This window comes from Arthrobacter sp. Y-9 (assembly GCF_029690065.1).
In the GTDB taxonomy this organism is placed as follows: domain Bacteria; phylum Actinomycetota; class Actinomycetes; order Actinomycetales; family Micrococcaceae; genus Arthrobacter_E.
Genome location: NZ_CP121463.1, coordinates 1,951,352 through 1,976,066, shown reverse-complemented (window position 1 = coordinate 1,976,066; position 24,715 = coordinate 1,951,352). Strand labels below are relative to the sequence as shown.

Below are 24,715 nucleotides of genomic sequence, written 5' to 3'. Positions count from 1 at the left end.
GATCCCGGACGGGGATGAGAAGCCCTGCGGCCCTGCGGCGGGGTATGTGAACGTCACTGCCTGCCCGCGACGGAACAATTGATGCCGTGAAACACGCCGTGTCGGGGCCTCAACTGTTCCCTCGCGGGGCAACGACGGCCGCGGGCTATTCGAAGCGGGACGGATCGCCCATGCCGTAGCGGGCGATCTCCGGGTAGCCGCTCGAGTAGTCGATCACCGTGGTGGGCTCCGCGCCGCATTCACCGGCGTCGATCACGGCGTCCACCTGGTGGTCCAGCTCCTCCTTGATCTCCCAGCCCTCGACCATGGGGGTCTCCTGACCGGGCAGCAGCAAGGTGGAGGACAGGAGCGGCTCGCCGAGCTCCTCGAGAATCGCCTGCGTCACGCGATGGTCCGGGATACGCACGCCCACGGTCTTCTTCTTGGGCTGCAGGAGGCGGCGCGGCACCTCCTTGGTGGCCGGCAGGATGAAGGTGTAGCTGCCCGGGGTCACCGCCTTGATGTCGCGGAAGGCGTCATTGCCGATGTTCACGAGCTGGCCCATCTGGGCGAAGCTGCTGCAGACCAGGGTGAAGTGGTGCTTGTCATCCAGGTGCCGGATCTGGCGGATGCGGTTGAGCGCCTCCTGATTGCCGAGGGCGGCGCCGAGCGCGTAACAGGAGTCGGTCGGGTAGGCCACCAGACCGCCGTCGCGGATGATCTGCACCACCTGCTGCACGAGGCGGGGCTGAGGGTCCAGGGGGTGGATGTCGAAATAGCGGGCCATGCTTCTGAGCATACGTCGGCTCCGGTAGCGTGTGAGGATGGATTCCTTCTGGGAGCACATCCCCGCCTACTGGTGGCTCATCTTCCCGCTCAGCGCGGTCGCCGGCGGATGGTGGCACCGTTTCTCGAAGGCGGGAGAGGTCCGTCATCGCCGTCGCATGGAACTGGAGCGGCTCAGGGCAGGCCTTCCTCCGGAGCCGAGCGGAGGCGGCGAACCACAAGCGGCGGAGTCCGGCACGCCCGAGCCCGGGATCGAGGACGGGAAAGCCGCGCCGTCGCCGGTTCAGGACGTCTCGCGGCTCCTGGCTGATCACGACGCCGTCAACGCCCGCTGGCTCGAATACGAGCTGGACGTGGCGAAGATGATCGACGTCCCCGGCATGAGCGACGTCCGGGAGCCCCTGACCGTGGAGTACCTCAAGGCCAAGCGTCGTGCGGACTCCCTGCGGCCGGTGGGTCAAGAGGAATTGAGCCGCGAGGACCTCGACGCCTACCGCGACGCCGTGCTCGCCTACGGCCATGCGTTCGACGTCGCCGAGCGCAACGCGCACAGGGTGAAGGACGCGGCGTTCTCGCCGGAGGAGCGCGAACGCCTGTCCCGCGCGCGGCAGCTGCTCAACATCGCCGTAGACCCCGGATCCACGGCACCGGAGCGCCAGGCCGCCTACCGGCGGGTCCGCAAAGAACTCGACGGACTTCTCGCCGTCCCGCAGACCGCGTTCTCGGCGCTGGAGCGTCAGATCGCGGCAGCGCTGGACCCGTCCCGCCAGCGGGCCGCTGAGGAACGCCAGGGCTGAGCGCGCCGGTGGTTCACCGGATTTTCATGCTTCCGTCAACTGCCCTTAACATAGCGATGTGGCGTCCCTGCGCGCTGCGGCTGACTCACGACATACAGATTGGGCCCGGGTGGACGTCACCTTCATGGCAGCGCTGGTTATTGTGCTGGCTCTGTTCTTCGATTTCACAAATGGTTTCCACGACACCGCGAATGCCATGGCGACCCCCATCGCCACCGGTGCCATCAAACCCAAGACGGCCGTCGCCCTCGCCGCGGCGCTGAATCTGGTGGGAGCCTTCCTCTCCACGGAGGTCGCCAAGACCGTCTCCGGCGGGATCATCCGGGAAGGCTCGGATGGAGTGCACATCACCCCGGAGATCATCTTCGCCGGCCTGATGGGCGCGATCCTCTGGAACATGTTCACCTGGCTCAAGGGCCTGCCGTCGAGTTCCTCACACGCCCTGTTCGGCGGCCTCATCGGCGCGGCCGTGGTCGGCATCGGCGTGTACTCGGTCAATTTCGACACGGTGATGCTGAAGGTCATCCTTCCGGCGGTCTTCGCCCCGGTCATCGCCGGCGGCGTCGCGTACATCTGCACCCGTCTGGCCTATGCGCTGACCTCGCGGCATGACCCCGAGACCGGCGACAAGCTCACTCAGAAGCGCGGCGGCTTCCGCACCGGACAGATCTTCACGTCCAGCCTGGTCGCCCTGGCACACGGCACCAACGACGCGCAGAAGACCATGGGCATCATCACCCTGGTCCTGATCGCCAGCGGCACGCAGCCGGCCGGTTCCGGTCCGGAGTTCTGGGTCATCGCGGCCTGTGCCCTCGCCATCGCCATCGGCACGTACTCCGGCGGTTGGCGCATCATCCGGACCATGGGCTCCGGTCTGACCGAAGTGAAGCCCGCCCAGGGCTTCTCCGCGGAGACCAGCACGGCCGCCGCCATCCTGGCGTCCTCGCACCTCGGCTTCGCACTGTCCACCACGCAGGTGGCGTCCGGCTCGGTGATCGGCTCCGGACTGGGCCGTAAAGGCACCACGGTGCGCTGGGGCATGGTGGGCAAGATCGCCACCGGTTGGCTCTTCACGCTTCCCGCGGCCGCCGTCGTCGGCGCCCTCACCGCGCTGCTGGTAGGGACCGGCCCGGTCGGCACCGCCATCGCGATCGCGGTCGGCATCGGCACGATCGTCGCCATGTTCGTCTACTCCCGCAAGTCGCATGTGAGCCATGCGAACGCGGTCGAGGTCGAAGAGGCCGGCACGGCCGTCCGCTTCCAGAAAAAGAAGAAGGCTTCCAAGGCCTCCAAGGCGACGAACAACGAGGTCCAGGAATGAAGTGGTTGGAACTGCTGCAGGTCGCGGGCGCCACGCTCGTCTCCGCCGTCATCCTGGTGGTGCTGTATTCGCTGGGCGTGCGCCTGACGGCCATCGCGGCCGACGCCGAGCAGAAGTCGCCCCGCCTCGCGCGGTCACTGGCGTACCTGTGCTTCGGCGCCTGCGGCGTCGCGGTCCTGTTCGGGATCTACCTGATCGTCCCGTACTTCAGTAAGTAGGCACTGCCGCAGGCCGGCACTTCTCCGGGCGGTCGCCCGCGACGGGCCCGGCGTCGTCGGGCTAGGGTGAGGTATGGGGAAATTCCAGTACTTCACCGCAGTGTCCCTGGACGGCTTCATCGCCACCGAAACCGATTCGCTCGACTGGCTGCTGAACGCCGAGGAGACGGGGTCCGAGGGGCGGATCGAGGAGTTCTACGCCGGCGTCGGCTGCCTCGTCATGGGCGGCACCACCTACCAGTGGATCCTTGATCATTTCGAGGGCGAATGGCCGTACAGCGGCACGCCCGTCTGGGTGTTCACCCATCACGAGATGCCCGTCTACCCGGGCGGCGATGTCACGCTCATCCGCGGGGATGTCGAAGAGTTCGTCCCGGATTTCCTGCGCGACGCCGGGGACAAGGACGTCTGGGTCATGGGCGGCGGTGAGCTGGCGGCGCAGTTCGCCGCGGCCGGGCATCTCGACGAGCTCATCCTCACGGTCATGCCGGTCATCCTGGGTTCGGGGAAGCGCATCCTGCCCCTCACCGGCGGCCTGCGGCACCTCGAACTGCTGGAGAGCGCAGCCGTGGGCAACGTCCTGGAACTCCGGTACGCGCTCAAACCCGCCACCTGAGCCGCTGTGTGCCTTCCGTCTCAGCATCGGCCCGGGTGAAAATGTCCGGACGTGCCACTACGCTGGCAGGGTGAGTGAAACATCCCAGAGCGCGGTAGCTGCAACCACGTCCACCGGTCCGTCCGACGCCCCCGAGTCCACTGCTCCGGCACCGGCGGAGCAGACCTCCGAGGGAACCCGGAACCGGCTCCTCGTGCTGGACGGGCATTCCATGGCCTTCCGGGCGTTCTTCGCCCTTCCCGCGGACAACTTCGCCACGTCCACCGGACAGCACACCAATGCCGTGCACGGTTTCACGTCCATGCTCATCAACCTGATCAAGGACCAGCAGCCCACCCACGTGGCGGTCGCCTTCGACGTCTCGGATGACACCACGTTCCGCAAGAAGGAGTACGACGGGTACAAGGGCGGACGCAACGCCACTCCCGAGGAGTTCCGCGGCCAGATCGATCTGATCGACCAGGTGATGGGCGCCTGGGGCATCAAGACCCTGCGCATGCCCGGGTACGAGGCGGATGACATCCTCGCGACCCTCGCCGCCCAGGGTGAGGAGGCGGGCTGGGAGGTCCTCCTGGTCTCGGGTGACCGTGACGCCTTCCAGCTGATCACGGACAACGTCTTCGTCCTGTACCCGAAGAAGGGCGTCTCGGACATCCCCCGCATGGATGCGGACGCGGTCCGGGAGAAGTACTTCGTCGGTCCCGAGCAGTATTCGGATCTGGCGGCGCTCGTGGGGGAGACCGCGGACAACCTCCCCGGCGTGCCCGGCGTCGGCCCCAAGACCGCGGCGAAATGGATCAACCTGTACGGCGGCCTTCCGGGCATTCTGGAGAACCTGGACAGCATCGGCGGCAAGGTGGGAGATGCCCTGCGCGCCCACATCGAGGACGTCAAGCGCAACCGTCGCCTCAACCGTCTGCTGACGGACCTGGATCTGGACGTCGCCCTGGACGAGCTGGCCGCGCCGCGTCCCGACCAGGACGCGGTGGAGGAGCTCTTCGACGCGCTCGAGTTCAGGACGCTGCGCACGCGCCTGTTCGCGCTCTACGGTGAGGACACCGAGGGCGTCCAGCATGAGGGCGTCGAGCTGCCGCCGTTCGAGATCGGGGCCGATGCGGAGTCTCTGACCACGTTCCTGGCCGGCGACACGGGCGGCGTCCCGGCCGCTCTGGCCGTCGCCTCGGTGCCCGGAGGGATCGGTCAGGAGGCCAGCGCCGTCGCGATTCTGCGCGGCGAATCCGCGAGGTACCTGGACCTGACGGAACTCGACGCCGCTACGGAGAGCGTGCTCGCCGCGTGGCTCGCGGACAGCGGCCAGGAGAAGGCGATCCATGAGTACAAGGAAGCCTTCAAGGCGCTGCATGCCCGTGGCCTGACGCTGGAAGGCGTCGTCGATGACACATCGATCTCCGGTTACCTGATCCAGCCCGACCGCCGGAACTACGAGCTGGCCGAGCTGGTGCAGCACCACCTCAAGATCACGCTGGAGTCGGCGCCGGTGGTCCCTGCGGGGCAGCTGGATCTGGGTCTCGACGTCGACGGCACCGCCGCGCAGGCACGCGCCGAGGCGCTGGTGCGGGAAGCGGCGGCCGTGCGCGCGCTGAGTGACCACCTCGCCCCGCTGCTCGTGGAGCGCCAGGCGGATCAGCTGCTGCTCACACTCGAGCTCCCCGTGGCCCGTGTCCTGGCCGACATGGAGATCGCGGGCATCGCGGTGTCCCGGGAGAAGATGCAGGAACAGCTCGACGACCTGGCCCGCCAGGTGGAGATCGCCCAGCAGGGCGCGTACGCCGCGATCGGCCACGAGGTGAACCTCGGCTCGCCCAAGCAGCTGCAGACAGTGCTCTTCGAGGAACTGGCCCTGCCGAAGACCAAGAAGATCAAGTCCGGCTACACCACGGACGCCGCCAGCCTGAAGAACCTGCTGGAGAAGACCGGTCACGAGTTCCTGGTGCAGCTCATGGCCCACCGGGAGGCCTCCAAGCTGCGCCAGATGGTGGAGACCCTGTACAAGTCCGTGGCGGAGGATGGCCGCATCCACACCACGTACGCCCAGAACGTCGCGGCCACGGGGCGTATCTCCAGCAACAACCCGAACCTGCAGAACATCCCGGTCCGCAGCGAGGAGGGCCGACGGGTCCGTGATCTCTTCGAGGTCTCCGAGGGGTACGAGTGCCTTCTCGCCGCCGACTACTCCCAGATCGAAATGCGCATCATGGCGCACCTCTCCGAGGACGCCGGGCTGATCCAGGCGTACCGCGACGGCGAGGACCTGCACCGCTACGTCGGCTCGCACATCTTCGGCGTGGCTCCGGAGGACGTCACGAGCGCCATGCGCTCCAAGGTGAAGGCCATGTCCTACGGCCTCGCGTACGGCCTGACGAGCTTCGGGCTCTCCAAGCAGCTGGAGATCTCGGTGGACGAGGCGCGGACGCTCATGAAGGACTACTTCGACCGCTTCGGAGCCGTGCGCGACTACCTGCGGGGCGTCGTCGAGCAGGCCCGTCAGGATGGCTACACGGCCACCATCGAGGGCCGGCGCCGGTACCTGCCGGACCTGACCAGCACCGATCGGCACCTGCGGGAGATCGCCGAGCGCGTGGCCCTCAACTCGCCGATCCAGGGTTCTGCCGCGGACATCATCAAGCGGGCCATGCTCGGCGTCGCACGGGCGCTTCAGGAGGAGGGCCTCAAGTCCCGTCTGCTGCTCCAGGTCCATGACGAACTCGTCCTGGAAGTGGCCGAGGGTGAGCGCGAACAGGTCGAGCAGCTGGTCATCCGTGAGATGGGCAACGCGGCTGAACTGACCGTGCCGCTCGACGTCCAGGTGGGCGAGGGCCACAGCTGGCACGACGCCGGGCACTGACGCCGGCCGGCAACGCCGCCTCCTGACACAGGCTCACTGACACAGCGCGACGGCGGCCGCCCCGGAGTCCGGGACGGCCGCCTCCGTTGTGCGGTGACTGGGTGCTCAGTATTCCTCGCCGTACTTGTATTCCGGGAAGTCGAAGCACGTGCTGAACGCGTCGACACGCAGCCGGTCAGGGTGTGCGGAGAAGCCCACGATCAGATGGGTGCCGTCGCGGTGGAGCAGATCGACAGCGGACTGCCCGTCGTCGTCGGTCTTGTCCGTCAGTGTCCAGCCGTCCTTGCCGCCGAACTCGGACTTCACCGTGGCCAGGATCGCCGCCTTGTCAGGCTGGCCGACCAAGGTGACCTCGCCCGCTCCGGACCAGAGCTTCTGCTCACCCTGGCACGCCATGAGGCTGGACTTCTCGTTGAGGAACCGCGTGCCCTGAGAGCCGCTGGGCACGGAGTCCAGGATCGTGCGTTCGAGCGAGAGCACGGTTTTCTTGGCTCCTTCGAGCGTGGGCTTGTCCATGGTCGGCTTTCCTCCAGGTGTTCCGCAGGCGGTGAGAATGAGGGCTAGGGCGATGCCCGGCAGAAGAAGCGGGGCTCGGCCGGGGGTGTGCTGCCGGGTCATCCGTAGATCTTCTTCTGGATGTCACGCAGTGCGCTCTGGTTGTCCGCGCCGGTGGTGGCGATGAGGCTGTGATCGTTGATGATGTCCAAGCCGGTGGTTCCTCCCGGGGATGAATACACGTGGCGGTCGAAGGCAGGATCCTTCATGGGGTAATTGTCTCCGACCACCCCCGCGTGTTCGGCGATCTGGAGCACGTCCGGGTACGTGTAGCTCGAATAGTGGGTGTTTGCGTCCGGCGACCAGCCGGGAGGCATGGCGGCGCCGGAGAGGGCGATCACCTTGTCATAGTGCGCGCCGTTTAATTCCGAACCGGTGACGTTCCGCAGGCCCCAGCTGTGACCCATGCCCACGGTCTCCGCGCCACTCGGCTTTTCGAGGTCCACCGCGTTCTGGAAGGCGGCCAGTGTTGGCGCGGTCTTCGCGACGAACTCGTCGCTCTTGGCCTCCTGCAGGAACGCTTCGACGAATCCGCCATCGGGGAACTCGGTGCCTTTGTACACGAAGGCCACGGTGGACTTGCTGGAGTCGGTCTGGACCAGATACTTGGCCATGTCCTGAACGCCGCCGTTATAGAAGGACGACTCGTTGGTGGTGGTGCCGGGCACGTAGGTGATCACGTGCTTCGTGTCGCTGTTGTAGTCGCCGATCATCTCCACGATCGAGGAGTGGGCCGGGTCGTAGGCCGCCAGATGGACCTTTCCATCGACGACGGACTGCAGATACGGGATCCCGCTCTGGCGCAGCGCCCAGGCTTCATGGTCCTTGGCGACCTGATCGATGTAGGGCTTTCCTCCGATGGTCAGCCACGGGTTGATCTTGGGCTCAGGATCATGGTTCTTCAGCCAGTCGAGCCGGTTCTGGGCGTTGATCTCATTGGCCTTGACGCGGGCGTCGAAGGGAATCCCGTTCGTGTTTCCGGCCTCCACGGGGTGCTGACGGATGAAGTCCTGCTGCTGCGCCTCGCTCAAGCCCTTCCACCACGTCTGGATCTCGGCCGGGGACTTCCCGCTCAGGTCGCTGACCGAGGGTGTGCCCTGAGTGCCTCCGGCGGTCCCGCCCGGCGCGCCGCCACCGGTGCCTCCCGACGCGGCGCTGCTGCGTTCCTGTTCGTCGGCATTGAGCTGGAGGGATTTCGCCGCAGTGGCGAGAAAGCCTGCCGCCCGGTTCATGGCCTGAGAGTGCTCCGAGTCCCACAGCTGGCGGAACCTCTTGCCGTCCGGGCCCGGCCAGGAGACCGAGCCGACCGCCGAGGACAGCATGCGGGCCTGTGACTCCAGTGCCTTCCCCGAGGTCTGGACCTTGGTGGCCAGCTTCCTCAGCTCCTGGACATCGGCTCCGTAGAAGCCACCGCTCATCGTCATCCCCCTGTGCTCGCCTGCTGATGGCCGGGGCCTGGCGCCCTGACGATCTTCCGTCCCGGAGCGATGTCCGGGTTTCTCCACTGACTATAGATTCAGGGATGCGGGTGGTCCATGGGGAGTGCTGCCCATCTCTCCGCCGAGGGATGCCACCGAGGCGAACCGCTGAGGGTCAGCGGCGCCCACGTTCCGTCAGACCCGCCCGGAGAAGGTGTCGCACTTGTTCAGATCGCCGGACTGGTACCCCGCGAGGAACCACTTCTGGCGCTGAGCACTCGAACCGTGCGTCCAGGATTCGGGGCTCACCCGGCCCGTGGCGGCTTTCTGGATCCGGTCATCGCCCACGGAGGACGCGGCGGAGAGAGCGTCCCGGATGTCGGTCTGCGTGAGCGGCTTGAGGAAGGGCTGCCCGCCGGAGGCCGTGGGCTGGCTGCTGGCGTAGTGTGCCCAGATGCCGGCGAAGCAATCGGCCTGCAGCTCCACCCGGACGCCGCCGGACTGCGGGCCCTGGGGATCGCGCTGGGCGTAGTCGATGGTCCCCAGGATGTTCTGGACGTGGTGCCCGAACTCGTGGGCCACCACGTACTCCTGCGCCAGGGGACCGCCGGACGATCCGAACTGGGTCACGAGTTCCTGGAAGAACCCGGGGTCGAAGTACGCGGTCCGGTCGGCAGGGCAGTAGAACGGTCCCACCTCGGTGGTCGCGGGGCCGCAGCCGCTCTGAGTGCGCTGCGTGAAGAGGACCGTCTTGGGACGCGGGTACTGCTTCCCGTACTGCCGCAGGTAGTCGGGCCAGAAGTCGTTGAGGCTGTTCACCGTGCCGGTGATCCGACAGGCCAGCTGCTGGTTCGCCTGCGCGCCGGTGCGGCACTGCGAGACGCCGCTCTGGCCTGCGGACTGGGTCTGGGCGGGCGGCTGCTGGGCGCCACCCGTGAGGTCATCGAGGAGCGAGGTGTTGACCCCCAACAGGGTCAGGACCAGGATCAGCAGACCGCCACCGATGCCGCCGCCCACCTTGACCCCGGTGCTCATGCCTCGGCGGTCCTCCACCTGGGAGGAATCGAGCTGACTGCCTTCGTTGAAACTCATGCCCCCAGAGTAGCGCGCGGGCGGAGCCGCAGACCGGTAAAATCCTTCCGTGCCCTTCCTCTCCCGCCTCGATGCCTGGGCACAGGAATCCCCGCGCCGGCAGGCCGTGCGCATCGGCCACGACGCCCTGACCTGGGAGGAACTGCGCTCTGGTGCAGCCGCCCTTCTGACCGGTGTTCCCGACGGCGGCTACACCCTTCTCCAGGAACCCAACTCCCTCGAGTTCATCCTCCGCTGGGTCGCGGGGGTGAGCGGCACCCGACGGTGCGTGGTGCTCGACGCCGCGCTTCCGGACGACCTCTCGGCCCGGATCCGTGAGGAAGTGGCCGCCCACTGGGGTGCGCCGGATGCCCTCGCCACCCACGCCGACCGGGGCCGCGCCGCGGTTCCTGGCACGTCGAGCCGGGAGACCGTCGTCGTGCATCATGCGGCTCTGCGGGGAGGTGAACTGGCGGACGGTCCGGCGGACACTCCCTTCCTGCTCGCCCTGACGTCGGGCACGGCGAGCCTGCCGAAGGCGATCGTCAGGACCAGGGCGTCCTGGCAGGCGTCATTCGTCTCCTCCACGGAGTTCTTCGGGCTCACCCGGGACGAGATCACCCTGGCTCCGGGGCCGCTGTCCTCGGGCCTCGGGCTGTATGCGCTGTCCGAATGCCTCCACGCCGGGGCGGAGTTCCGGACCCTGCAGTCCTTCGACGTGGACGCCGTGCATGATGCCGTGGAGCACGACGGCGTGACACGGCTCGTGCTCGTGCCGTCGATGCTGCGGGAGCTGGCCGAGCGAGGCATCCTGGCCGGCTCCGACGCCACCTCGCTGCGCAGCATCGTGGTGGCCGGCGCCAAACTGGACCCGCGGACTCTCGAAGCGGCCCGTCGCTGGGCCTCGGCGGCGCGGATCCACGAATACTACGGCGCCCAGGAGCTGAGCTTCGTCAGCGGTTCCCGCCTGTCTCCGAAGGACCCGCTGACGGGACATCTCCTGGCCTCCACGAGCGTGGGCCGTCCGTTCCCGGGCGTCTCGGTGGCGATCCTCGACCCTGATGGCGATCCCTTGCCTGACGGTCAGACCGGGTCGATCGCGGTGCGCAGCGGCATGGTGGGGGACGGCTACCTGTGGGGCGATCAGAAGGATTTCGTCCGCATCGGCGACTGGGCGACCGTCCACGATCAGGGTTTCCTCCGCGACGGTGAGCTCCACTTCCTGGGGAGGGCTTCGGACATGATCGAGTCCGGGGGACTCGTGATCCACCCCCAGGAGATCGAGAAGGCCCTCGGCACTCTGCCCGGCGTCGAATTCGCCCTGGTCACCGGCGTCGACGATCCGCTCCGCGGTGAGCGTCTCATCGCCGCGGTGAGGACGGGCCACCGCGGTCTCGGTGAGGGCCAGCTCCGGATGGGGCTGGCCGACCTCGTGGATCCGCGCATGCTGCCCGAGGCGTTCCACGAACTGCGGGAAGTGCCGCTGACCGCCCGCGGGAAGGTCAGCCGCGCCTTGCTGCGCGACTGGATCCTCGACGGCGACCCCCGGGTGCCCCGCCTTCCCGTCTGAGGCGAGGTTTCTGACACGCCTCGGGCCGTGGGCGACGGCTCTTCAGCCGGCGCCCACGGCCCGATGGCGTTCCCGGAACCGAATCCCGTGACGTGTCAGATCTTGGCGGAGGCGTCCTGGAGCACGGAGCGCAGGATGCCCTCGATCTCACGGAACTCGGCCGGGCCGATGGTCAGCGGCGGCGCGAGCTGGATGACGGGGTCGCCGCGGTCGTCGGCGCGGCAGTACAGTCCGGCCTCCCAGAGGGCGGGGGAGAGGTAGTCCCGCAGCAGCCGGTCCGACTCCTCCGCGTTGAACGTCTCACGGGTGGCCTTGTCCTTGACCAGTTCGATGCCGAAGAAGTAGCCCTCGCCGCGGACGTCGCCCACGATGTCGAGGTCCAGGAGCTTTTCGAGTTCCGCGCGGAAGAGCGGGGAGTTCTCCCGGACCCGGCCGTTGAGATCCTCCTCCTCGAAGATGTCGAGGTTCTCCAGCGCGGCCGCGGCGGCAGCGGGGTGACCGGCGAAGGTGAAGCCGTGATAGAAGGTGTTCTCCACGGAGTTGAACGGCTCGGACACCTTGTCCGCCACGATCATGGCGCCCAGCGGGACGTACCCCGAGGTGATGCCCTTGGCGGACGTGATGATGTCCGGCTCGTAGCCGAGGGCCTTGGAAGCGAAGAAGTCGCCCACCCGGCCGTAGGCGCAGATGACCTCATCGCTGACCAGGAGCACGTCGTACTGATCGCAGATCTCGCGGACGCGCTGGAAGTAGCCGGGCGGCGGCGGGAAGCAGCCGCCGGAGTTCTGGACCGGCTCGAGGAACACGGCGGCCACGGTGTCCGGGCCCTCGAAGAGGATGGCCTCCTCGATCCGGTTCGCGGCCCACTGGCCGAACGCCTCGAGGTCGTCGCTCGGGGCGCCCATCTCGCCGGCGCGGTAGAAGTTGGTGTTCGGCACACGGTGGCCGCCGGGCGTGAGCGGTTCGTAGAACTTCTTCATGTCCGGGATGCCGGTGATTGCGAGGGCGCCTTGCGGTGTGCCGTGGTAGGCGACCGCTCGGGAGATCACCTTGTGCTTCATCGGCTTGCCGCGCAGCTTCCAGTAGTGCTTGGCCAGCTTGAACGCGGACTCCACGGCTTCGCCGCCGCCGGTGGTGAAGAAGACCTTGTTCATCTCGCCGGGTGCGTAGGAGGCGAGCCGTTCGGAGAGCTCGATGGCCGCCGGGTGGCCGTAGGACCAGATCGGCATGAAGTCCAGCTGCTTCATCTGCCGCGCGGCGGCGTCGACGATCCGCTGACGTCCGTGACCGGCGTTGACTACGAACAGGCCCGAGAGGCCGTCGATGTACTTCCGCCCGTCGGCGTCGTAGATGTGGTGCCCTTCGCCGCGCGTGACGATCGGGATGCCGTCATTGAGCACCTTGCGGGAGGTGAAGTGGGGCCAGAGGTGCTTGGCCGCCTTCTCCTGCAATGCTGCGGTGTTGTGCGGTCCCTCAGGGCTGAATGGTGTTCTCATCGTGTTCCCCAACCGTATTTCTGTTTCCGGAGTTCGAGATAGACGAACGTCTCCGTGGATGCCACGCCGTCGATGGTCCTGATCTCGCTGTTCAGCAGGTCGATCAGGTCTGAGTCGTCCTCGCACACCAGTTCGGCGAGGATGTCGAACGACCCGGCGCTGAGCACCAGATAGGAGACCGCCGGGAGCTGAGCCAGCGTGTCGGCCACGCGGCGTGTGTCACCCGTGGTCTTCACCCCGATCATGGTCACCCGGTGGAATCCCAGACTCATGGGGTCGGTGACGGCCACGATCTGCATGACCCCGGCGTCCATGAGCTTCTGCACCCGCTGCCGCGCGGCGGCCTCGCTCAGGCCGACGGCCTTGCCGAGATCCGCATAGGACCGGCGTCCGTCTTCCTGCAGGAGTTCCACCAGTCGCTTCGACGTGTCATCGAGCTGAAGGGCGTTCTTTCCACGGCTCATAGTCCGATTCTGTGGCAAATTTGCCGATTAAGCAACGGAATCAGTTGAAAATCATTCGTCAGACGATGGAATTCATGGCTGACGTTCAGGAATGAGGGCGTCCAGGCAGCCGGAGCGTTGAGGAAGCCGGAGCGTTCAGGAATCGGGGGAGTCCAGGGCCGCATCGGCCAGTCCGCGGGCCGCGAGGGCGTCACCCGTCCTCTGGGCGTACGCCACGGAGGCGATGAGCACGGGCATGGCGCGAGCGCGTGGATTCCGTTCCAGACCCCGGGCGCGCGCCGCGTCGCGCACCGTGGAGAACGTGCCGATGAGGTAAGGGATGCTGCGCAGCGTGATCGCGATGACCAGTGCCAGCCGTTCCGGATCGACGCCCCAGCGCTTCAGGGGCCGAGCCGCGGACACCACGCCGTCCAGCAGAGCGGGAACGGGCGTTGTCAGGGTGAGGAGGGAGGCCGCCACGATGCAGGCGTAGACATTCGCGACGATGCTCACGGCCTGCGCGGGCCCCAGCTGCCACCACTGGAACGCCAGGACGGCGAGCAGCAGCGGAGCCGGCCCGGCCAGCAGACGGACCAGCCGCCGGCCACCGAGCCGGGCCGACGCGAAGAGCAGGATCATGACGGCCAGGACGGCGAGCGAAGCCACCCAGGACTTGAGCCAGAACGTGCCCAGCCCCAGGAGCACCACACCGAGGAACTTCAGCCCGAGAGGCGAGCGGTGCAGCCACGAGTCCCCGGGCACGTAATCGCCCAGGGGATAGCGCGCGGTGCTCATGAGCGCTCGGCCAGGCAGAGGCGGCGGTAGTGCGCGACGGCGTCCGCGGCGCCGCCGTCGAACACCACCTGCGCGTTCTCGACCACCAGCACCCGCTCCATGTCCAGGACGAGTTCCAGATCGTGGGTGGCGAGCACGATCTGCTGCGGCAGTCCGGTCAGCGTCCGGCGCAGGAGTTCGCGGTTGCGGAGGTCCAGGAGGGTGGACGGCTCGTCGAGGACCAGGACTCGGGGCTCCACCGCGAGGACGCTCGCCAGTGCCATGAGCTGGCGTTCACCGCCGGAGAGTTCGTAGACACTCTGATCCGCGAGAGGGAGCAGGCCGAAGCGGCTGAGGATCTCCTCGGCCCGCGCGCGGCGGTCCTTGCGGGGCACCGTGCGGCGCAAGGAGAGCTCCAGATCTTCGCGGCCGGTGGGCATCACCAATTGGCTGAGGGGGTCCGTGAACACGAAGCCCACCTCGGCGCGGACCGCGCGGCCTTCCCGCCGGGTGTCCCGGCCATGGACGGTCACCGTCCCGGAACTCGGCTCCTGCAGGCCGTTCAGGAGGCGGAGCAGCGTGGACTTGCCCGAGCCGTTGGCGCCGAGCACGCCGATGCGGCGCTCCTCGAGGTCCAGATGCGGCACGTCGAGGATGGCGCGGGCCGGGCGCTCGTCGTCGGCGGCGATCCGGACGACGACGTCGCGCAGTTCGATGGCGCTCATGGAACCGCGGTCTCCGCTCAGCGCTGCTCGGCGGACGCCGGGGCAGGGGCGCCCTGGGCGAGGGCGCGGCGCAGCAGGATGTCGGGGAACGCCCGGTGCAGGGCGACCGCCAGAGGTGCCGCCACCAGGTTCTTCAGGATGTCGCCCGGGTAGAAGGCCAGATCCGCCAGGAACGCGGCGGACAGGGACGTGCGCCCGTTGATCATGATGCCCAGCGGGCCGAGGGTGTGCGTCAGGAGCAGGCTGCTCCCGAAGGCGGCCAGGAAGAACCACAGGGTCCGGGGCTTGAGACGCTTGCGCAGCACGCGGGTGGCCAGGAAGCCGGCCAGACCCGCGACGAGCGGGAACGCGATGATGTAACCGGCCGAGGGGCCGGCCAGGACGCCGAGTCCCGCGCGCCCCTGGGAGAAGATCGGCAGTCCTGCCAGACCCAGCACCACGTAGAGACCGACGGCGGCGATCGCCCGCGGCCCTCCGAGGACCAGGCCCGTGAGCACCACCGCCAGAGTCTGGATGGTGATCGGCACACCGACGCCCCCGATGCTGATGCCGGGAACCAGCGCGGACGCGGCGACCAGGGCGGCGAAGACGGCCACGAGGGCCAGATCGCGCGCTCCCCAGCGCTCGGTGGATCGGGTGCCTCCTGCGGGGAGGGGCGTCTGCTCGGTCACGGTTTCCTCTTTCAGCTGTGCCATGCGGTCCACCTTAGGACCGCGGAAACGGGCCGTTTTTGTGGGCTTCCTCCAAGGGAAGCGTGGGTGCGTGGTGGGGTTCCACAAGGCCCGCCGACCGGGTGCATGGCGATGGCGTGAAGGCGCCAGACGGGAGCCGGTAGAATCGATGAGGCCCCTCCCGCACTTCTGGTGTGTCGTGTCCGCCGTGGACACCGAATCGGCCACTCCCACGCACCCTTCGGAAGGCACTCTCGTGATCAGCGTCCAAGACCTCGAATTGCGCGCTGGCGCGCGCCTGCTCATGGACCAGGTGACATTCCGCATCGACAAGGGTGACAAGATCGGTCTGGTCGGCCGCAATGGCGCCGGCAAGACCACCCTGACCCGCGTCCTCGCAGGCGAGGGTGTTCCGGCCGGTGGCACCGTGACGAGGGCCGGGGAGATCGGCTACTTGCCGCAGGATCCCCGCACGCCGGACATGGAGCAGCTCGCCCGGGACCGGATCCTCTCCGCCCGTGGCCTGGATGTCATCACGCGCAAGCTCAAGAAGGCGCAGGAGGAGATGGCCAGCGAGGACGAGGCCGTGCACCGCAAGGCCATGAACCGCTACGACCGTCTGGAAGCCGAGTTCCTGGCCGGCGGTGGATACGCCGCCGAGTCCGAGGCCGCCACGATCTCCGCGAACCTGGCCCTGCCCGAGCGCATCCTCAACCAGCCGCTCAAGACGCTCTCCGGTGGTCAGCGCCGTCGCGTGGAGCTGGCGCGCATCCTGTTCTCCGGGGCGGACACCATGCTGCTGGATGAGCCCACCAACCACCTCGACGCCGACTCGATCGCCTGGCTGCGGGACTTCCTCAAGAGCCATCAGGGCGGCCTGATCGTGATCAGCCACGATGTGGAGCTCCTCGAGGCGACCGTCAACAAGGTCTACCACCTCGATGCGAACCGCTCGACGATCGACTACTACAACATGGGCTGGAAGCGTTACCTCCAGCAGCGCGAGACGGACGAGCGTGCCCGCCGTCGTGAGCGTGCGAATGCCGAGAAGAAGGCCTCCGTCCTGCTCGATCAGGCCAACAAGATGCGCGCCAAGGCCTCCAAGGCCACGGCCGCGCAGAACATGATCAAGCGCGCCGAGCGGATGCTGGGCGGCCTGGAGGACGTGCGCGCCGCGGACCGCGTGGCCGCGCTGCGCTTCCCGGAGCCCGCGCCCTGCGGCAAGACCCCGCTGACCGCGGAGGGTCTGAGCAAGTCCTACGGCTCGCTCGAGATCTTCACGGACGTGGACCTGGCCATCGACCGCGGCTCCCGCGTCGTGGTGCTCGGCCTCAACGGCGCCGGCAAGACGACGCTGCTGCGCATGCTCGCGGGCGTCGACGCGCCGGACACGGGCGAGGTCATCGCCGGCCACGGGCTCAAGATCGGCTACTACGCCCAGGAGCACGAGACGCTCGACCACGACCGGACGGTCCTCGAGAACATGCGCTCCGCGGCTCCCCAGCACATGACCGACACCGAGGTGCGCAGCATCCTCGGCTCGTTCCTGTTCGTGGGTGACGACGTCGACAAGCCGGCCGGTGTTCTCTCCGGTGGCGAGAAGACGCGTCTGGCCCTGGCGACCATCGTGGCGTCCAGCGCCAACGTGCTGCTGCTCGATGAGCCCACCAACAACCTGGACCCGGCCAGCCGCGCCGAGATCCTCGGCGCCCTCGCCAACTACCAGGGCGCCGTCGTGCTGGTCTCGCACGATGAGGGCGCGGTCGAGGCTCTCAACCCGGAGCGCGTCGTGCTGCTCCCGGACGGTGTCGAGGACCTCTGGAACGCGGACTACCTGGACCTGATCACGCTCGCCTGAGTTTCCGTCCAGGCCGGAGCGCGCCGCCGGGCGCCGCTAGGCTTGCCCCATGGAGGGCGTGACCCTGACGACAGAACGCCTGATCCTCCGTTGCCCGTCGGTGGCGGACGTGGATCGGGTTCTGTCGATCTGCGAGGACCCCGAGATCGTCGCTTTCACCACGGTGCCGCATCCCTACCGGCTCGAAGACGCCAAGGCGTTCGTCACGGAGATCATCCCTGCGGGATGGGCGTCGGGAACCGGACTGGCGTGGGGGATCTACGCCAAGGACCATAACGAATTACTGGGCCTGGTCTCGCTGTCACGGATCGAGGCGGGATCTGCCGAACTCGGGTATTGGCTTGATTCCGAGGTGCGTGGCCAGGGCTTGATGACGGAAGCCGCGGCCCGGGTGGTCGACTACGCCTTCGCACCCGCACCCGACGGTCTGCACCTGCGGCGTCTGGGGTGGGAAGCGGTTGCCGACAACGTGGCGTCCGCGGGCGTCGCCCGAAAGCTCGGATTCCGGTGGGAGGGCCTCCGCCGTGAAGCGGCCGACCGGCTCGGAACCATCTACGACCTGAGCTACGCCGGTCTCCTGCGGTCAGATGACAGGTCGGGCTTCAATCCCTGGCCCGCGCGCCCTGAGGCTGCCTGAAGCGCCGCTTACTTGAAACCCTGCGCGTCGAGGATCGCGTCTTCCTCGTCCTCGGCGCTGCGGCGTCCCGCGGCACGGCGCTCGGCGGTCTTGCGCTCGGCCTTCTTACGGTTCTGACGCCAGTACTTCGCGGCGGTGTGCGACGACGGCGGCACGGCGCCGGCGCCTGTCGCGGACTCCGCGCCGGGCTCGCCGGTGCCCGGGCCGCCGTCGTCGGGCGTCTCACCGGCCGCCGCGGCGGCTCGCGCGAGCTCGGCGTCCTCCGCATCCAGGGCGTCGTTCTTGGCCTGCTGACGGGCCGCATAGCCGAAGCCGAGGATCATGAGCACGCCGAAGGCGAACCACTGGAGTGAGTACGAGAGGTGCGTGCCCTCGTCCGTGGCGGGCATCGGGAGCTGCATCGGGGCCACGGCGGGGGCGGGGGACTCCGACGCCATACGGCCGTAGGCGCCCGTGAGCAGGGGGTACTTCACCTGGCCTGCGTACTGGTTGAGGTCGATCGAGGCGATCTGGCCGGACGGTGCGCCGCGGTCCAGGGCCGGCTCCGACGGCCGCAGCCGCACGACCACGGTCACGTCGCCGCGGGGTGCGTCGGGAATCGAGTCCGGCCGTCCGTTCTCCTTGTTCCCGATGGGGAGGAAGCCGCGGTCCACGATCACGGTGTCTCCGGAATCGACCCGGAACGGCACCAGCACCTGATACCCGGGCTGCCCGTTGAGCGTCCGGTTCCGCACGATCAGCTGGTCCTGCGGCAGGTAAGTTCCGTGGAGTTTCACCTGCGACCACTCGCGGGCGGTGTCCATGTGCTCGAACAGCGGCTTCGCCTCGCTGAAGGCGACCGGAGCGGAGTTGTAGTTGGTGACGATCCGGTTGATGTTGGCCTGGGTCTCGGCCCGGCGGTCCATCTGCCAGCGGCCCAGGAGCACACAGGCGATCGCGAAGACGATGGCCAGGACGAAGTACCCCATCCAGCGTCGGGAGAAGAGGAAACGGTACATCTAGGCCGGTGCTCCTGGCGTGTCGGGGTCCGCAGTCGGTTCGGGACGGGAATCGAACGGCTCCGTCTCTTTCCAGAAGGATCGCTGGCGGAGGTAGTCCTCCAGCCAGTCGCGGTGCTCCGGGCAGGCGAGCCAGATCTTCCGGCGTTCCGGCGTGTGGATCTTCGGATTGTTCCAGAGCACCTGCCAGGCGGCGGGAGCGCGGCAGCCCTTGCGGGAGCAGATGGCCTCGGGGGCGGCCTGAGCGCTCCGGCCCGGGCCGGCCTGGCTCAGCGCGTCGAAGAAGCTCATGCGGCGTCCCCCGGATGCGGCTTGCGCTGGGCGGACGGTCCGGCCGATGGGTCCTGCTCGACGATCTCGCCCTGGATGATCAGGCCCGCGTCCCCGTCCTCGCCCGGGGAGCTGCCTGCGCCGTCCGGGATGCCGTCGCCGGGTTCCGTGGCTTCGGCCGGGAGGGCGGCCTGCAGGGGTGTGCCGATCAGGTGGTCGCTGGGGGTTTCCGCCTTGTCGCCGCCATTGGCGATGATCACCGCGAACCACGGAAGGAAGACGGCGCCGGCCACGGCGATGAGCTTGAACCAGCCGTCCAGCACGAACAGGAGCCCGAGGCAGACCATGCGGATGCCCATGGCGACGGCGTACTTGATCATCCGGGAGCGGATCTCATCAGAATGCGCGGCACCGGCGTCGGTGATGCTCACGACCTCGGCGTTCTGGGCCGACCGGGGATGCCGGCCTCCGCCTTGCTGATTCGTCACGGTTCTCACTCACGCTCCAATATGCTTCACATCCATTCTCGCACCGTGTGCCATGAGCCCAAAAACGAGCGGACCGATAGGATGCAATCCGTATCGAATGACGTTTCGATGGATGAGTGTCGAATCATCGAATGATGAGTATGGAAGCGAGAGCGTGCATGAGCGAGCAGAGCACCACGGGCCGCAGCGTCCTGGTCACCGGCGGAAACCGGGGCATCGGACTGGCCATCGCCCAGGAATTCCTGGCCAATGGTGACAAGGTCGCGGTGACGTACCGGACCGCCACGGAACTGCCGGAGGGGATCCTCGGCGTCCAGGCGGACGTCACTGACGAGGCCTCCCTCGATGCCGCGTTCAAGCAGGTGGAAGAGGCGCACGGTCCCGTGGAGGTGCTGGTCGCCAACGCCGGCATCACCAAGGACACGCTGCTGCTCCGCATGAGCGAGGACGACTTCACCTCCGTGCTCGACACCAACCTCACCGGCTCCTTCCGCGTGCTCAAGCGCGCCATCAAGGGCATGATCCGCCTGCGCAAGGGCCGTGTGGTGTTCATCTCCTCCGTGGTCGGCCTGTACGGCTCGCCCGGGCAGATCAACTACTCGGCCTCCAAGTCCGGCCTGGTCGGCATGGCCCGCTCGCTGACCCGCGAACTCGGCTCCCGCGGCATCACGGCGAACGTCGTGGCTCCCGGCTTCATCAACACGGACATGACGGCCGAGCTCCCCGAGGAGACCCAGAAGAACTACCTCTCCACCATCCCGGCCGGCCGCTTTGCCGAGGCCGAGGAAGTGGCGCGTGTGGTCCGCTGGATCTCCAGCGATGAAGCCGCTTACATCTCCGGCGCCGTCATCCCCGTGGACGGTGGCCTGGGCATGGGTCACTGACCCCTGATCTCTTCCGCTTGACGCGGTTCCCCCTGATTTTTCTTCCCTGATTCCAAGGAGCACTTATGGGAACTCTGGACAACAAGACCGCCATCGTCACGGGCTCTTCCCGCGGCATCGGGGCCGAGGTCGCCAAGATCCTCGCCGGCGAGGGTGCGGCCGTCGTGGTCAACTACCGTCAGAAGGCGCCCCGCGCCAACAAGGTGGTGCAGCAGATCACCGAGGCCGGCGGCCGTGCCGTGGCCGTCGCTGCCGACCTGACCACCGAGGACGGCGCGCAGGCTCTGGTCTCCGCCGCGCAGGAGAACTTCGGCGGCCTCGATATCCTCGTGCTGAACGCCTCCGGCGGCATGGAGACGGGCCTCGGCGAGGACTACGCGCTGCGCCTCAACCGCGACGCCCAGGTCAAGATGCTCGAGACCGCCACGGCCGTCATGCCGGCCGGTTCCCGCGTGGTCTTCGTCACGAGCCACCAGGCCCACTTCATCGACACCGTGCCCACCATGCCGGAGTACGAGCCGGTCGCGCGCAGCAAGCGTGCGGGCGAGACCGCACTGCGCGAGTTCATCCCGGCGCTCGAGGCCAAGGGCATCAGCTTCGTGGTCATCTCCGGCGACATGATCGAGGGCACCGTCACGGCCACCCTGCTGGACCGCGCCCGTCCCGGCGCGATCGCCGAGCGCCGCGCCGAGGCCGGCAAGCTGTTCACGGTCGAGGAGTTCGGCGTCGAGGTCGCCCGCATGGTGACGGCCGACGTCCCCACGGGCCACACCGAGTACGCCGGCGGCGCGGAGCACTTCCAGAAGTAGCGCCCACCCCGGACACGACGACGGCGGCCGCACCCCTCAGGGGAGTGGCCGCCGTCGTGCGTCTGACGGGAGTCCGGGTCAGGCCAGCGGCACGCCCGCCAGGACCGCCACGGCGTCCAGGTTCGGGACGTTGATGGCGGCGTCCGCGGCGGCCTGCACCGCGGGCTTCGCGTTGAACGCGACGCCGAGGCCCGCCGTCGCGAGCATGTCCAGGTCGTTGGCGCCGTCGCCGACCGCGATCGCGGCCTCGAGCGGCACGCCGGAGGCCTGGGCCCACTCGCGGAGGCGGCTGGCCTTCGTGGCGCGGTCCACCACGTCGCCGGTGACACGGCCGGTCAGCAGGCCGTCCTGGACCTCCAGGTCGTTGGCAAGCCAGAAGTCGAGACCCAGTTCTTCGGCCAGCGGCCCCAGGATCTGGTTGAAGCCGCCCGAGACCACGGCCACCCGGTGCCCGGCGCCATGGAAGGCGTCCACGAGACGCTGCGCCCCCACGCTGAGCCGCACGGCCTGGCGGACCTCGTCGAAGACGGTCTCGGGCAGGCCGGCCAGCTGAGCCACGCGCTGGTGGAGACTCGCCGCGAAGTCGAGCTCGCCTCGCATGGCCGCCTCGGTCACCGCGGCCACTTCGGCCTCCTTGCCGGCGTGGGCGGCGATCAGCTCGATGACCTCCTGCTGGATGAGGGTCGAGTCGACGTCCATGATGAGGAATTTCCGCTCGGCCTGGCGGAGCGCGGAGGGCACGACGGCCACGTCGATGCTCAGGCCGGCCTCGGCCAGCGCCTCACGGGCCGAGACGAGCCACTGCTCCGGCACGACCGAGGCGGCGTCCGCGTCGGCCGGGGCCACCACGGTCAGTTCGGCCGCCTGAAACCCCTCCGCGCCGAGGGGCCGCCACTCGCCGTCCACCGCTCCGTGCCGTGCGAGGACGGCGGACGCCTCCTGCAAGGCTGAGGCGGACAGTTCCGGGGCATAGGCGAGGGCGGAGAAGTGTGACTGCATTCAGCCATGGTAGCCAGCGTTGCGGTTATCCATGGAACCCACTTTTACCCTAGGGTTTTATGTCATGAGTGAAGTCCTCCAGTTGAGCCATGTCTCGGTGCGCCGGGGCCGGAAAACACTTCTGAACGATGTTTCCTGGCAGGTCAACGACGGCGAGCGGTGGGTGGTGCTCGGCCCGAACGGCGCGGGCAAGACCACGCTGCTCCAGCTGGCGGGTGCGCGGATGCACCCGAGCGACGGCGCCGTGGACATCCTCGACGAGCGCCTCGGACGCGTGGACGTCTTCGAACTGCGCCCCCGGATCGGACTCTCCTCGGCCGCCCTGGCCAACCACATCCCGGAGGACGAGACCGTCCTGAACGTGGTGGTCACCGCCGCCTACGGCGTGACCGGCCGCTGGCGTGAGGGCTACGAACGGGCCGATGAGCGCCGCGCCTTCCGGCTCCTGAACGCCTGGGGCATGGGGCCCCTTCTCAACCGGCAGTTCGCCACGCTGAGCGAAGGCGAACGGAAGCGCACCCAGATCGCGCGCGCCCTCATGACCGACCCCGAGCTGCTCCTCCTCGACGAGCCCGGCGCCGGCCTGGATCTCGGCGGACGCGAGGAGCTCGTCGCCGAGCTGTCCAAGCTCGCCGCCGACCCGATGTCCCCGGTGACCATCCTGGTGACGCATCACCTGGAGGAGGTCCCGCCGTCGTTCACGCACGCTCTGCTGCTGCGTGATGGCGAGGTGGTGACCGCCGGTCCGATCGCCGACGTGCTGACTGAGGAACACCTCAGCGCCACCTTCGGCCTGCCGCTGACCGTCAGGCACGACGCCGGACGGTACACCGCCCGCGCCCGCGCCTAGGAGCCGCCCGTCATGGAGTGGCTGCACGGCGCGCTGATCTTCCTCGCGGGCATCTGGGCCGGGACCATCAACACGGTGGTGGGCTCGGGCACTCTCGTGACCTTCCCCGTGCTGGTCGCGCTGGGAACGGCTCCCGTGACGGCGTCCATCAGCAACGCCATGGGCCTGATCGCCGGCAACGTCTCCGGCGCCCTCGGGTACCGCAAGCAGCTGCAGGGCCGCTGGCGGTCGCTGGCCACTCTGATGCCGGCCTCACTGCTCGGCGGGGTCACCGGCGCCTACCTCCTGCTGCACCTCCCGGAGGAGGTGTTCCAGTACGTCGCCCCGGTGCTGATCGTGTGCGCACTCCTCCTGGTGGTCTTCCAGCCCCGGCTGCAGCGCTGGGTCCGGAACCGCGAGCAGGTCCCCGGCAATGCCCTCAAGGACAAGAACCACGGAGTCCTGCTCCTGATCCTGGTGTTCCTGGCGGGCGTCTACGGAGGCTACTTCGTGGCCGCGCAGGGCGTGCTGCTGGTGGGCATCCTCGGGGTCTTCATGACCGGCACCATGCAGCAGGCCAACGCGATGAAGAACTTCCTCGTCCTCGCGGTCAACGTCGTCGCGGCGGTCTCCTATCTGCTGTTCGCCTTCGACCGGATCAGTTGGCCCGTGGTCGCGCTCATCGCGGTCTCGTCCCTGATCGGCGGTCTGCTGGGCGCGAAGATCGGGCAGAAGCTCAAGCCCGTGGTGCTCCGCACCGTGATCGTGGTGCTGGGCCTCGTGGCCCTGGCCGTGATGCTGGGCAAGCTGCTGGCATAATCCTTGGGTGCCCTTCATCGCCCTTGAGAACGCCTCCGATCCCCGGATCGCCGACTACCGCAACCTCACCGACGTCCAGCTGCGCCTGAAGACCGAACCCGAGCGTGGCCTCTACATCGCCGAGTCGTCCCGCGTGGTGCGGCGGGCCATCGCCGCAGGTCACCGGCCCCGGTCCTTCTTCCTCACGGAGAAGTGGATCAAGGATCTCGCCGACGTCCTCGAACAGTTCCCCGACGTCCCGGCGTACGTGGGGGAGTCCGCGGTCCTGGAGGAGATCACCGGCTTCCACCTCCACCGGGGCGCCCTGGCCGCCATGGAGCGGCCCGCGCCTCGTGCGCTGCGGGAGGTGCTCGACGGCGCGCGGCGGGTCGCCGTGCTGGAGGACATCACGGACCACACCAATCTCGGGGCCATGTTCCGCAGCGCCGCCGGCCTGGGCATCGACGCGGTGCTGGTGACGCCACGGTGCGCCGACCCGCTGTACCGCCGGTCGATCCGCGTGAGCATGGGCACGGTCTTCCAGGTGCCGTGGGCCCGGTTGGACTCCTGGCCCGAGGGGATCGGGGAGCTGCAGGCGGCGGGCTTCACGGTGGCGGCCATGGAGCTCACCCCGGAGTCCCTGACCATCGACGCCCTCGCGGCGCGCAGCCCGGAACGGCTCGCCCTGATCCTCGGGACCGAGGGGGCCGGCGTGACGGCCGAGGCCCTCGAGGCCGCCGACGTCGCGGTGGAGATCCCCATGCGGCCCGGTGTGGACTCGCTCAACGTGGCGGCGGCGTCCGCCGTCGCGTTCTGGGAGCTGCGGGCGCGCTGACAGC

26 protein-coding genes are annotated in these 24,715 nt (G+C 68.3%); 13 read left to right on the top strand and 13 right to left on the bottom strand.

Annotated features, from left to right (window positions below):
- Positions 1 to 145 precede the first annotated feature (145 nt).
- Positions 146 to 766, bottom strand: a complete 621-nt coding sequence (locus P9849_RS08820; RefSeq protein WP_107002709.1) for an L-threonylcarbamoyladenylate synthase — start codon at positions 764 to 766, stop codon at positions 146 to 148.
- A gap of 37 nt (positions 767 to 803) precedes the next feature.
- Here P9849_RS08820 and P9849_RS08815 point away from each other — a divergent pair, with 37 nt between their 5' ends.
- The 5 genes from P9849_RS08815 to polA all read left to right on the top strand — a co-directional run bounded on the left by P9849_RS08815 (position 804) and on the right by polA (position 6,583).
- Positions 804 to 1,562, top strand: a complete 759-nt coding sequence (locus P9849_RS08815; protein WP_278266467.1) for a hypothetical protein — start codon at positions 804 to 806, stop codon at positions 1,560 to 1,562.
- Positions 1,563 to 1,671: 109 nt separating this feature from the next.
- Entirely contained in the window at positions 1,672 to 2,883 is a 1,212-nt protein-coding gene (locus P9849_RS08810; protein ID WP_208188968.1) for an inorganic phosphate transporter, read from the top strand.
- Positions 2,880 to 3,101, top strand: a complete 222-nt coding sequence (locus tag P9849_RS08805; protein WP_066212172.1) for a hypothetical protein — start codon at positions 2,880 to 2,882, stop codon at positions 3,099 to 3,101. The genes P9849_RS08810 and P9849_RS08805 overlap by 4 nt, the downstream gene beginning before the upstream one ends.
- 73 nt (positions 3,102 to 3,174) lie before the next feature.
- Complete coding sequence (locus P9849_RS08800; protein WP_278266466.1) at positions 3,175 to 3,717, top strand: dihydrofolate reductase family protein; 543 nt, start codon at positions 3,175 to 3,177, stop codon at positions 3,715 to 3,717.
- A 211-nt stretch (positions 3,718 to 3,928) separates the two neighbouring features.
- Positions 3,929 to 6,583 (top strand): DNA polymerase I, encoded by a 2,655-nt coding sequence (gene polA / locus P9849_RS08795; protein WP_278269140.1) that lies wholly within the window; start codon positions 3,929 to 3,931, stop codon positions 6,581 to 6,583.
- 105 nt (positions 6,584 to 6,688) lie between these two features.
- Here polA and P9849_RS08790 read toward each other — a convergent pair whose 3' ends face one another.
- The 3 genes from P9849_RS08790 to P9849_RS08780 form a co-directional block, all read right to left on the bottom strand.
- Positions 6,689 to 7,099: a hypothetical protein gene (locus P9849_RS08790; RefSeq protein ID WP_278266465.1), complete on the bottom strand. Its 411-nt coding sequence runs from the start codon at positions 7,097 to 7,099 to the stop codon at positions 6,689 to 6,691.
- A gap of 98 nt (positions 7,100 to 7,197) precedes the next feature.
- Positions 7,198 to 8,562, bottom strand: coding sequence for a hypothetical protein (locus tag P9849_RS08785; protein ID WP_278266464.1), 1,365 nt, complete (start codon positions 8,560 to 8,562; stop codon positions 7,198 to 7,200).
- Between the two features lie 189 nt (positions 8,563 to 8,751).
- A complete protein-coding gene (locus tag P9849_RS08780) occupies positions 8,752 to 9,648 on the bottom strand; it encodes a neutral zinc metallopeptidase (RefSeq protein ID WP_278266463.1) in 897 nt (298 codons plus the stop codon).
- A 49-nt stretch (positions 9,649 to 9,697) separates the two neighbouring features.
- Here P9849_RS08780 and P9849_RS08775 point away from each other — a divergent pair, with 49 nt between their 5' ends.
- Complete coding sequence (locus tag P9849_RS08775) at positions 9,698 to 11,197, top strand: class I adenylate-forming enzyme family protein (protein WP_278266462.1); 1,500 nt, start codon at positions 9,698 to 9,700, stop codon at positions 11,195 to 11,197.
- Between the two features lie 95 nt (positions 11,198 to 11,292).
- Here the strand turns inward: P9849_RS08775 and P9849_RS08770 are convergent, their stop codons facing one another.
- The 5 genes from P9849_RS08770 to P9849_RS08750 all read right to left on the bottom strand — a co-directional run bounded on the left by P9849_RS08770 (position 11,293) and on the right by P9849_RS08750 (position 15,330).
- Complete coding sequence (locus tag P9849_RS08770; RefSeq protein ID WP_278266461.1) at positions 11,293 to 12,693, bottom strand: aspartate aminotransferase family protein; 1,401 nt, start codon at positions 12,691 to 12,693, stop codon at positions 11,293 to 11,295.
- Complete coding sequence (locus tag P9849_RS08765; RefSeq protein WP_107002619.1) at positions 12,690 to 13,157, bottom strand: Lrp/AsnC family transcriptional regulator; 468 nt, start codon at positions 13,155 to 13,157, stop codon at positions 12,690 to 12,692. The genes P9849_RS08770 and P9849_RS08765 overlap by 4 nt, the downstream gene beginning before the upstream one ends.
- Positions 13,158 to 13,292: 135 nt before the next feature.
- On the bottom strand, positions 13,293 to 13,931 hold the full coding sequence (locus P9849_RS08760) for an energy-coupling factor transporter transmembrane protein EcfT (protein ID WP_278266460.1): 639 nt from the start codon (positions 13,929 to 13,931) through the stop codon (positions 13,293 to 13,295).
- Positions 13,928 to 14,635 (bottom strand): ABC transporter ATP-binding protein, encoded by a 708-nt coding sequence (locus P9849_RS08755; protein ID WP_278266459.1) that lies wholly within the window; start codon positions 14,633 to 14,635, stop codon positions 13,928 to 13,930. The genes P9849_RS08760 and P9849_RS08755 overlap by 4 nt, the downstream gene beginning before the upstream one ends.
- Before the next feature lie 17 nt (positions 14,636 to 14,652).
- Positions 14,653 to 15,330 carry a biotin transporter BioY gene (locus tag P9849_RS08750; RefSeq protein WP_278266458.1) on the bottom strand — a complete coding sequence of 226 codons (678 nt, stop codon included), beginning with the start codon at positions 15,328 to 15,330 and terminating at the stop codon, positions 14,653 to 14,655.
- 232 nt (positions 15,331 to 15,562) lie between these two features.
- Here P9849_RS08750 and P9849_RS08745 point away from each other — a divergent pair, with 232 nt between their 5' ends.
- Positions 15,563 to 17,164, top strand: a complete 1,602-nt coding sequence (locus P9849_RS08745) for an ABC-F family ATP-binding cassette domain-containing protein (RefSeq protein ID WP_107002707.1) — start codon at positions 15,563 to 15,565, stop codon at positions 17,162 to 17,164.
- 49 nt (positions 17,165 to 17,213) lie between these two features.
- Entirely contained in the window at positions 17,214 to 17,801 is a 588-nt protein-coding gene (locus tag P9849_RS08740) for a GNAT family protein (protein ID WP_278266457.1), read from the top strand.
- A gap of 8 nt (positions 17,802 to 17,809) precedes the next feature.
- Here the strand turns inward: P9849_RS08740 and P9849_RS08735 are convergent, their stop codons facing one another.
- The 3 genes from P9849_RS08735 to P9849_RS08725 are packed head-to-tail and all read right to left on the bottom strand — an operon-like array spanning position 17,810 to position 19,557.
- Positions 17,810 to 18,799, bottom strand: coding sequence for an SURF1 family protein (locus P9849_RS08735; RefSeq protein WP_278266456.1), 990 nt, complete (start codon positions 18,797 to 18,799; stop codon positions 17,810 to 17,812).
- Positions 18,800 to 19,090, bottom strand: coding sequence for a hypothetical protein (locus P9849_RS08730; RefSeq protein ID WP_278266455.1), 291 nt, complete (start codon positions 19,088 to 19,090; stop codon positions 18,800 to 18,802).
- Entirely contained in the window at positions 19,087 to 19,557 is a 471-nt protein-coding gene (locus P9849_RS08725; RefSeq protein ID WP_278266454.1) for a DUF3099 domain-containing protein, read from the bottom strand. The genes P9849_RS08730 and P9849_RS08725 overlap by 4 nt, the downstream gene beginning before the upstream one ends.
- Before the next feature lie 158 nt (positions 19,558 to 19,715).
- Here P9849_RS08725 and P9849_RS08720 point away from each other — a divergent pair, with 158 nt between their 5' ends.
- Together P9849_RS08720 and P9849_RS08715 are read left to right on the top strand one after the other, a co-directional pair.
- Complete coding sequence (locus P9849_RS08720; RefSeq protein WP_107002614.1) at positions 19,716 to 20,441, top strand: beta-ketoacyl-ACP reductase; 726 nt, start codon at positions 19,716 to 19,718, stop codon at positions 20,439 to 20,441.
- A 65-nt stretch (positions 20,442 to 20,506) separates the two neighbouring features.
- Positions 20,507 to 21,250 (top strand): SDR family oxidoreductase, encoded by a 744-nt coding sequence (locus tag P9849_RS08715; RefSeq protein ID WP_278266453.1) that lies wholly within the window; start codon positions 20,507 to 20,509, stop codon positions 21,248 to 21,250.
- Positions 21,251 to 21,328: 78 nt separating this feature from the next.
- Here the strand turns inward: P9849_RS08715 and serB are convergent, their stop codons facing one another.
- Complete coding sequence (serB, locus tag P9849_RS08710; RefSeq protein ID WP_278266452.1) at positions 21,329 to 22,249, bottom strand: phosphoserine phosphatase SerB; 921 nt, start codon at positions 22,247 to 22,249, stop codon at positions 21,329 to 21,331.
- Between the two features lie 64 nt (positions 22,250 to 22,313).
- Here serB and P9849_RS08705 point away from each other — a divergent pair, with 64 nt between their 5' ends.
- The 3 genes from P9849_RS08705 to P9849_RS08695 are packed head-to-tail and all read left to right on the top strand — an operon-like array spanning position 22,314 to position 24,711.
- Positions 22,314 to 23,099: an ABC transporter ATP-binding protein gene (locus P9849_RS08705; RefSeq protein ID WP_278266451.1), complete on the top strand. Its 786-nt coding sequence runs from the start codon at positions 22,314 to 22,316 to the stop codon at positions 23,097 to 23,099.
- A 12-nt stretch (positions 23,100 to 23,111) separates the two neighbouring features.
- A complete protein-coding gene (locus P9849_RS08700) occupies positions 23,112 to 23,897 on the top strand; it encodes a sulfite exporter TauE/SafE family protein (protein WP_278266450.1) in 786 nt (261 codons plus the stop codon).
- 7 nt (positions 23,898 to 23,904) lie between these two features.
- Entirely contained in the window at positions 23,905 to 24,711 is an 807-nt protein-coding gene (locus P9849_RS08695) for an RNA methyltransferase (protein WP_278266449.1), read from the top strand.
- Positions 24,712 to 24,715 lie beyond the last annotated feature (4 nt).

Bases quoted from the DNA above. Each gene is read 5' to 3' on its own strand.
- P9849_RS08800 (WP_278266466.1), top strand. From the start codon at position 3,175: ATGGGGAAATTCCAGTACTTCACCGCAGTGTCCCTGGACGGCTTCATC.
- P9849_RS08735 (WP_278266456.1), bottom strand. From the start codon at position 18,799: ATGTACCGTTTCCTCTTCTCCCGACGCTGGATGGGGTACTTCGTCCTG.
- P9849_RS08770 (WP_278266461.1), bottom strand. From the start codon at position 12,693: ATGAGAACACCATTCAGCCCTGAGGGACCGCACAACACCGCAGCATTG.
- P9849_RS08760 (WP_278266460.1), bottom strand. From the start codon at position 13,931: ATGAGCACCGCGCGCTATCCCCTGGGCGATTACGTGCCCGGGGACTCG.
- P9849_RS08730 (WP_278266455.1), bottom strand. From the start codon at position 19,090: ATGAGCTTCTTCGACGCGCTGAGCCAGGCCGGCCCGGGCCGGAGCGCT.
- P9849_RS08750 (WP_278266458.1), bottom strand. From the start codon at position 15,330: ATGGCACAGCTGAAAGAGGAAACCGTGACCGAGCAGACGCCCCTCCCC.
- P9849_RS08740 (WP_278266457.1), top strand. From the start codon at position 17,214: ATGGAGGGCGTGACCCTGACGACAGAACGCCTGATCCTCCGTTGCCCG.
- P9849_RS08790 (WP_278266465.1), bottom strand. From the start codon at position 7,099: ATGGACAAGCCCACGCTCGAAGGAGCCAAGAAAACCGTGCTCTCGCTC.
- P9849_RS08785 (WP_278266464.1), bottom strand. From the start codon at position 8,562: ATGACGATGAGCGGTGGCTTCTACGGAGCCGATGTCCAGGAGCTGAGG.
- P9849_RS08705 (WP_278266451.1), top strand. From the start codon at position 22,314: ATGAGTGAAGTCCTCCAGTTGAGCCATGTCTCGGTGCGCCGGGGCCGG.
- polA (WP_278269140.1), top strand. From the start codon at position 3,929: ATGGCCTTCCGGGCGTTCTTCGCCCTTCCCGCGGACAACTTCGCCACG.
- P9849_RS08820 (WP_107002709.1), bottom strand. From the start codon at position 766: ATGGCCCGCTATTTCGACATCCACCCCCTGGACCCTCAGCCCCGCCTC.
- P9849_RS08755 (WP_278266459.1), bottom strand. From the start codon at position 14,635: ATGAGCGCCATCGAACTGCGCGACGTCGTCGTCCGGATCGCCGCCGAC.
- P9849_RS08720 (WP_107002614.1), top strand. From the start codon at position 19,716: ATGAGCGAGCAGAGCACCACGGGCCGCAGCGTCCTGGTCACCGGCGGA.
- P9849_RS08805 (WP_066212172.1), top strand. From the start codon at position 2,880: ATGAAGTGGTTGGAACTGCTGCAGGTCGCGGGCGCCACGCTCGTCTCC.
- serB (WP_278266452.1), bottom strand. From the start codon at position 22,249: ATGCAGTCACACTTCTCCGCCCTCGCCTATGCCCCGGAACTGTCCGCC.
- P9849_RS08715 (WP_278266453.1), top strand. From the start codon at position 20,507: ATGGGAACTCTGGACAACAAGACCGCCATCGTCACGGGCTCTTCCCGC.
- P9849_RS08700 (WP_278266450.1), top strand. From the start codon at position 23,112: ATGGAGTGGCTGCACGGCGCGCTGATCTTCCTCGCGGGCATCTGGGCC.
- P9849_RS08765 (WP_107002619.1), bottom strand. From the start codon at position 13,157: ATGAGCCGTGGAAAGAACGCCCTTCAGCTCGATGACACGTCGAAGCGA.
- P9849_RS08780 (WP_278266463.1), bottom strand. From the start codon at position 9,648: ATGAGTTTCAACGAAGGCAGTCAGCTCGATTCCTCCCAGGTGGAGGAC.
- P9849_RS08815 (WP_278266467.1), top strand. From the start codon at position 804: ATGGATTCCTTCTGGGAGCACATCCCCGCCTACTGGTGGCTCATCTTC.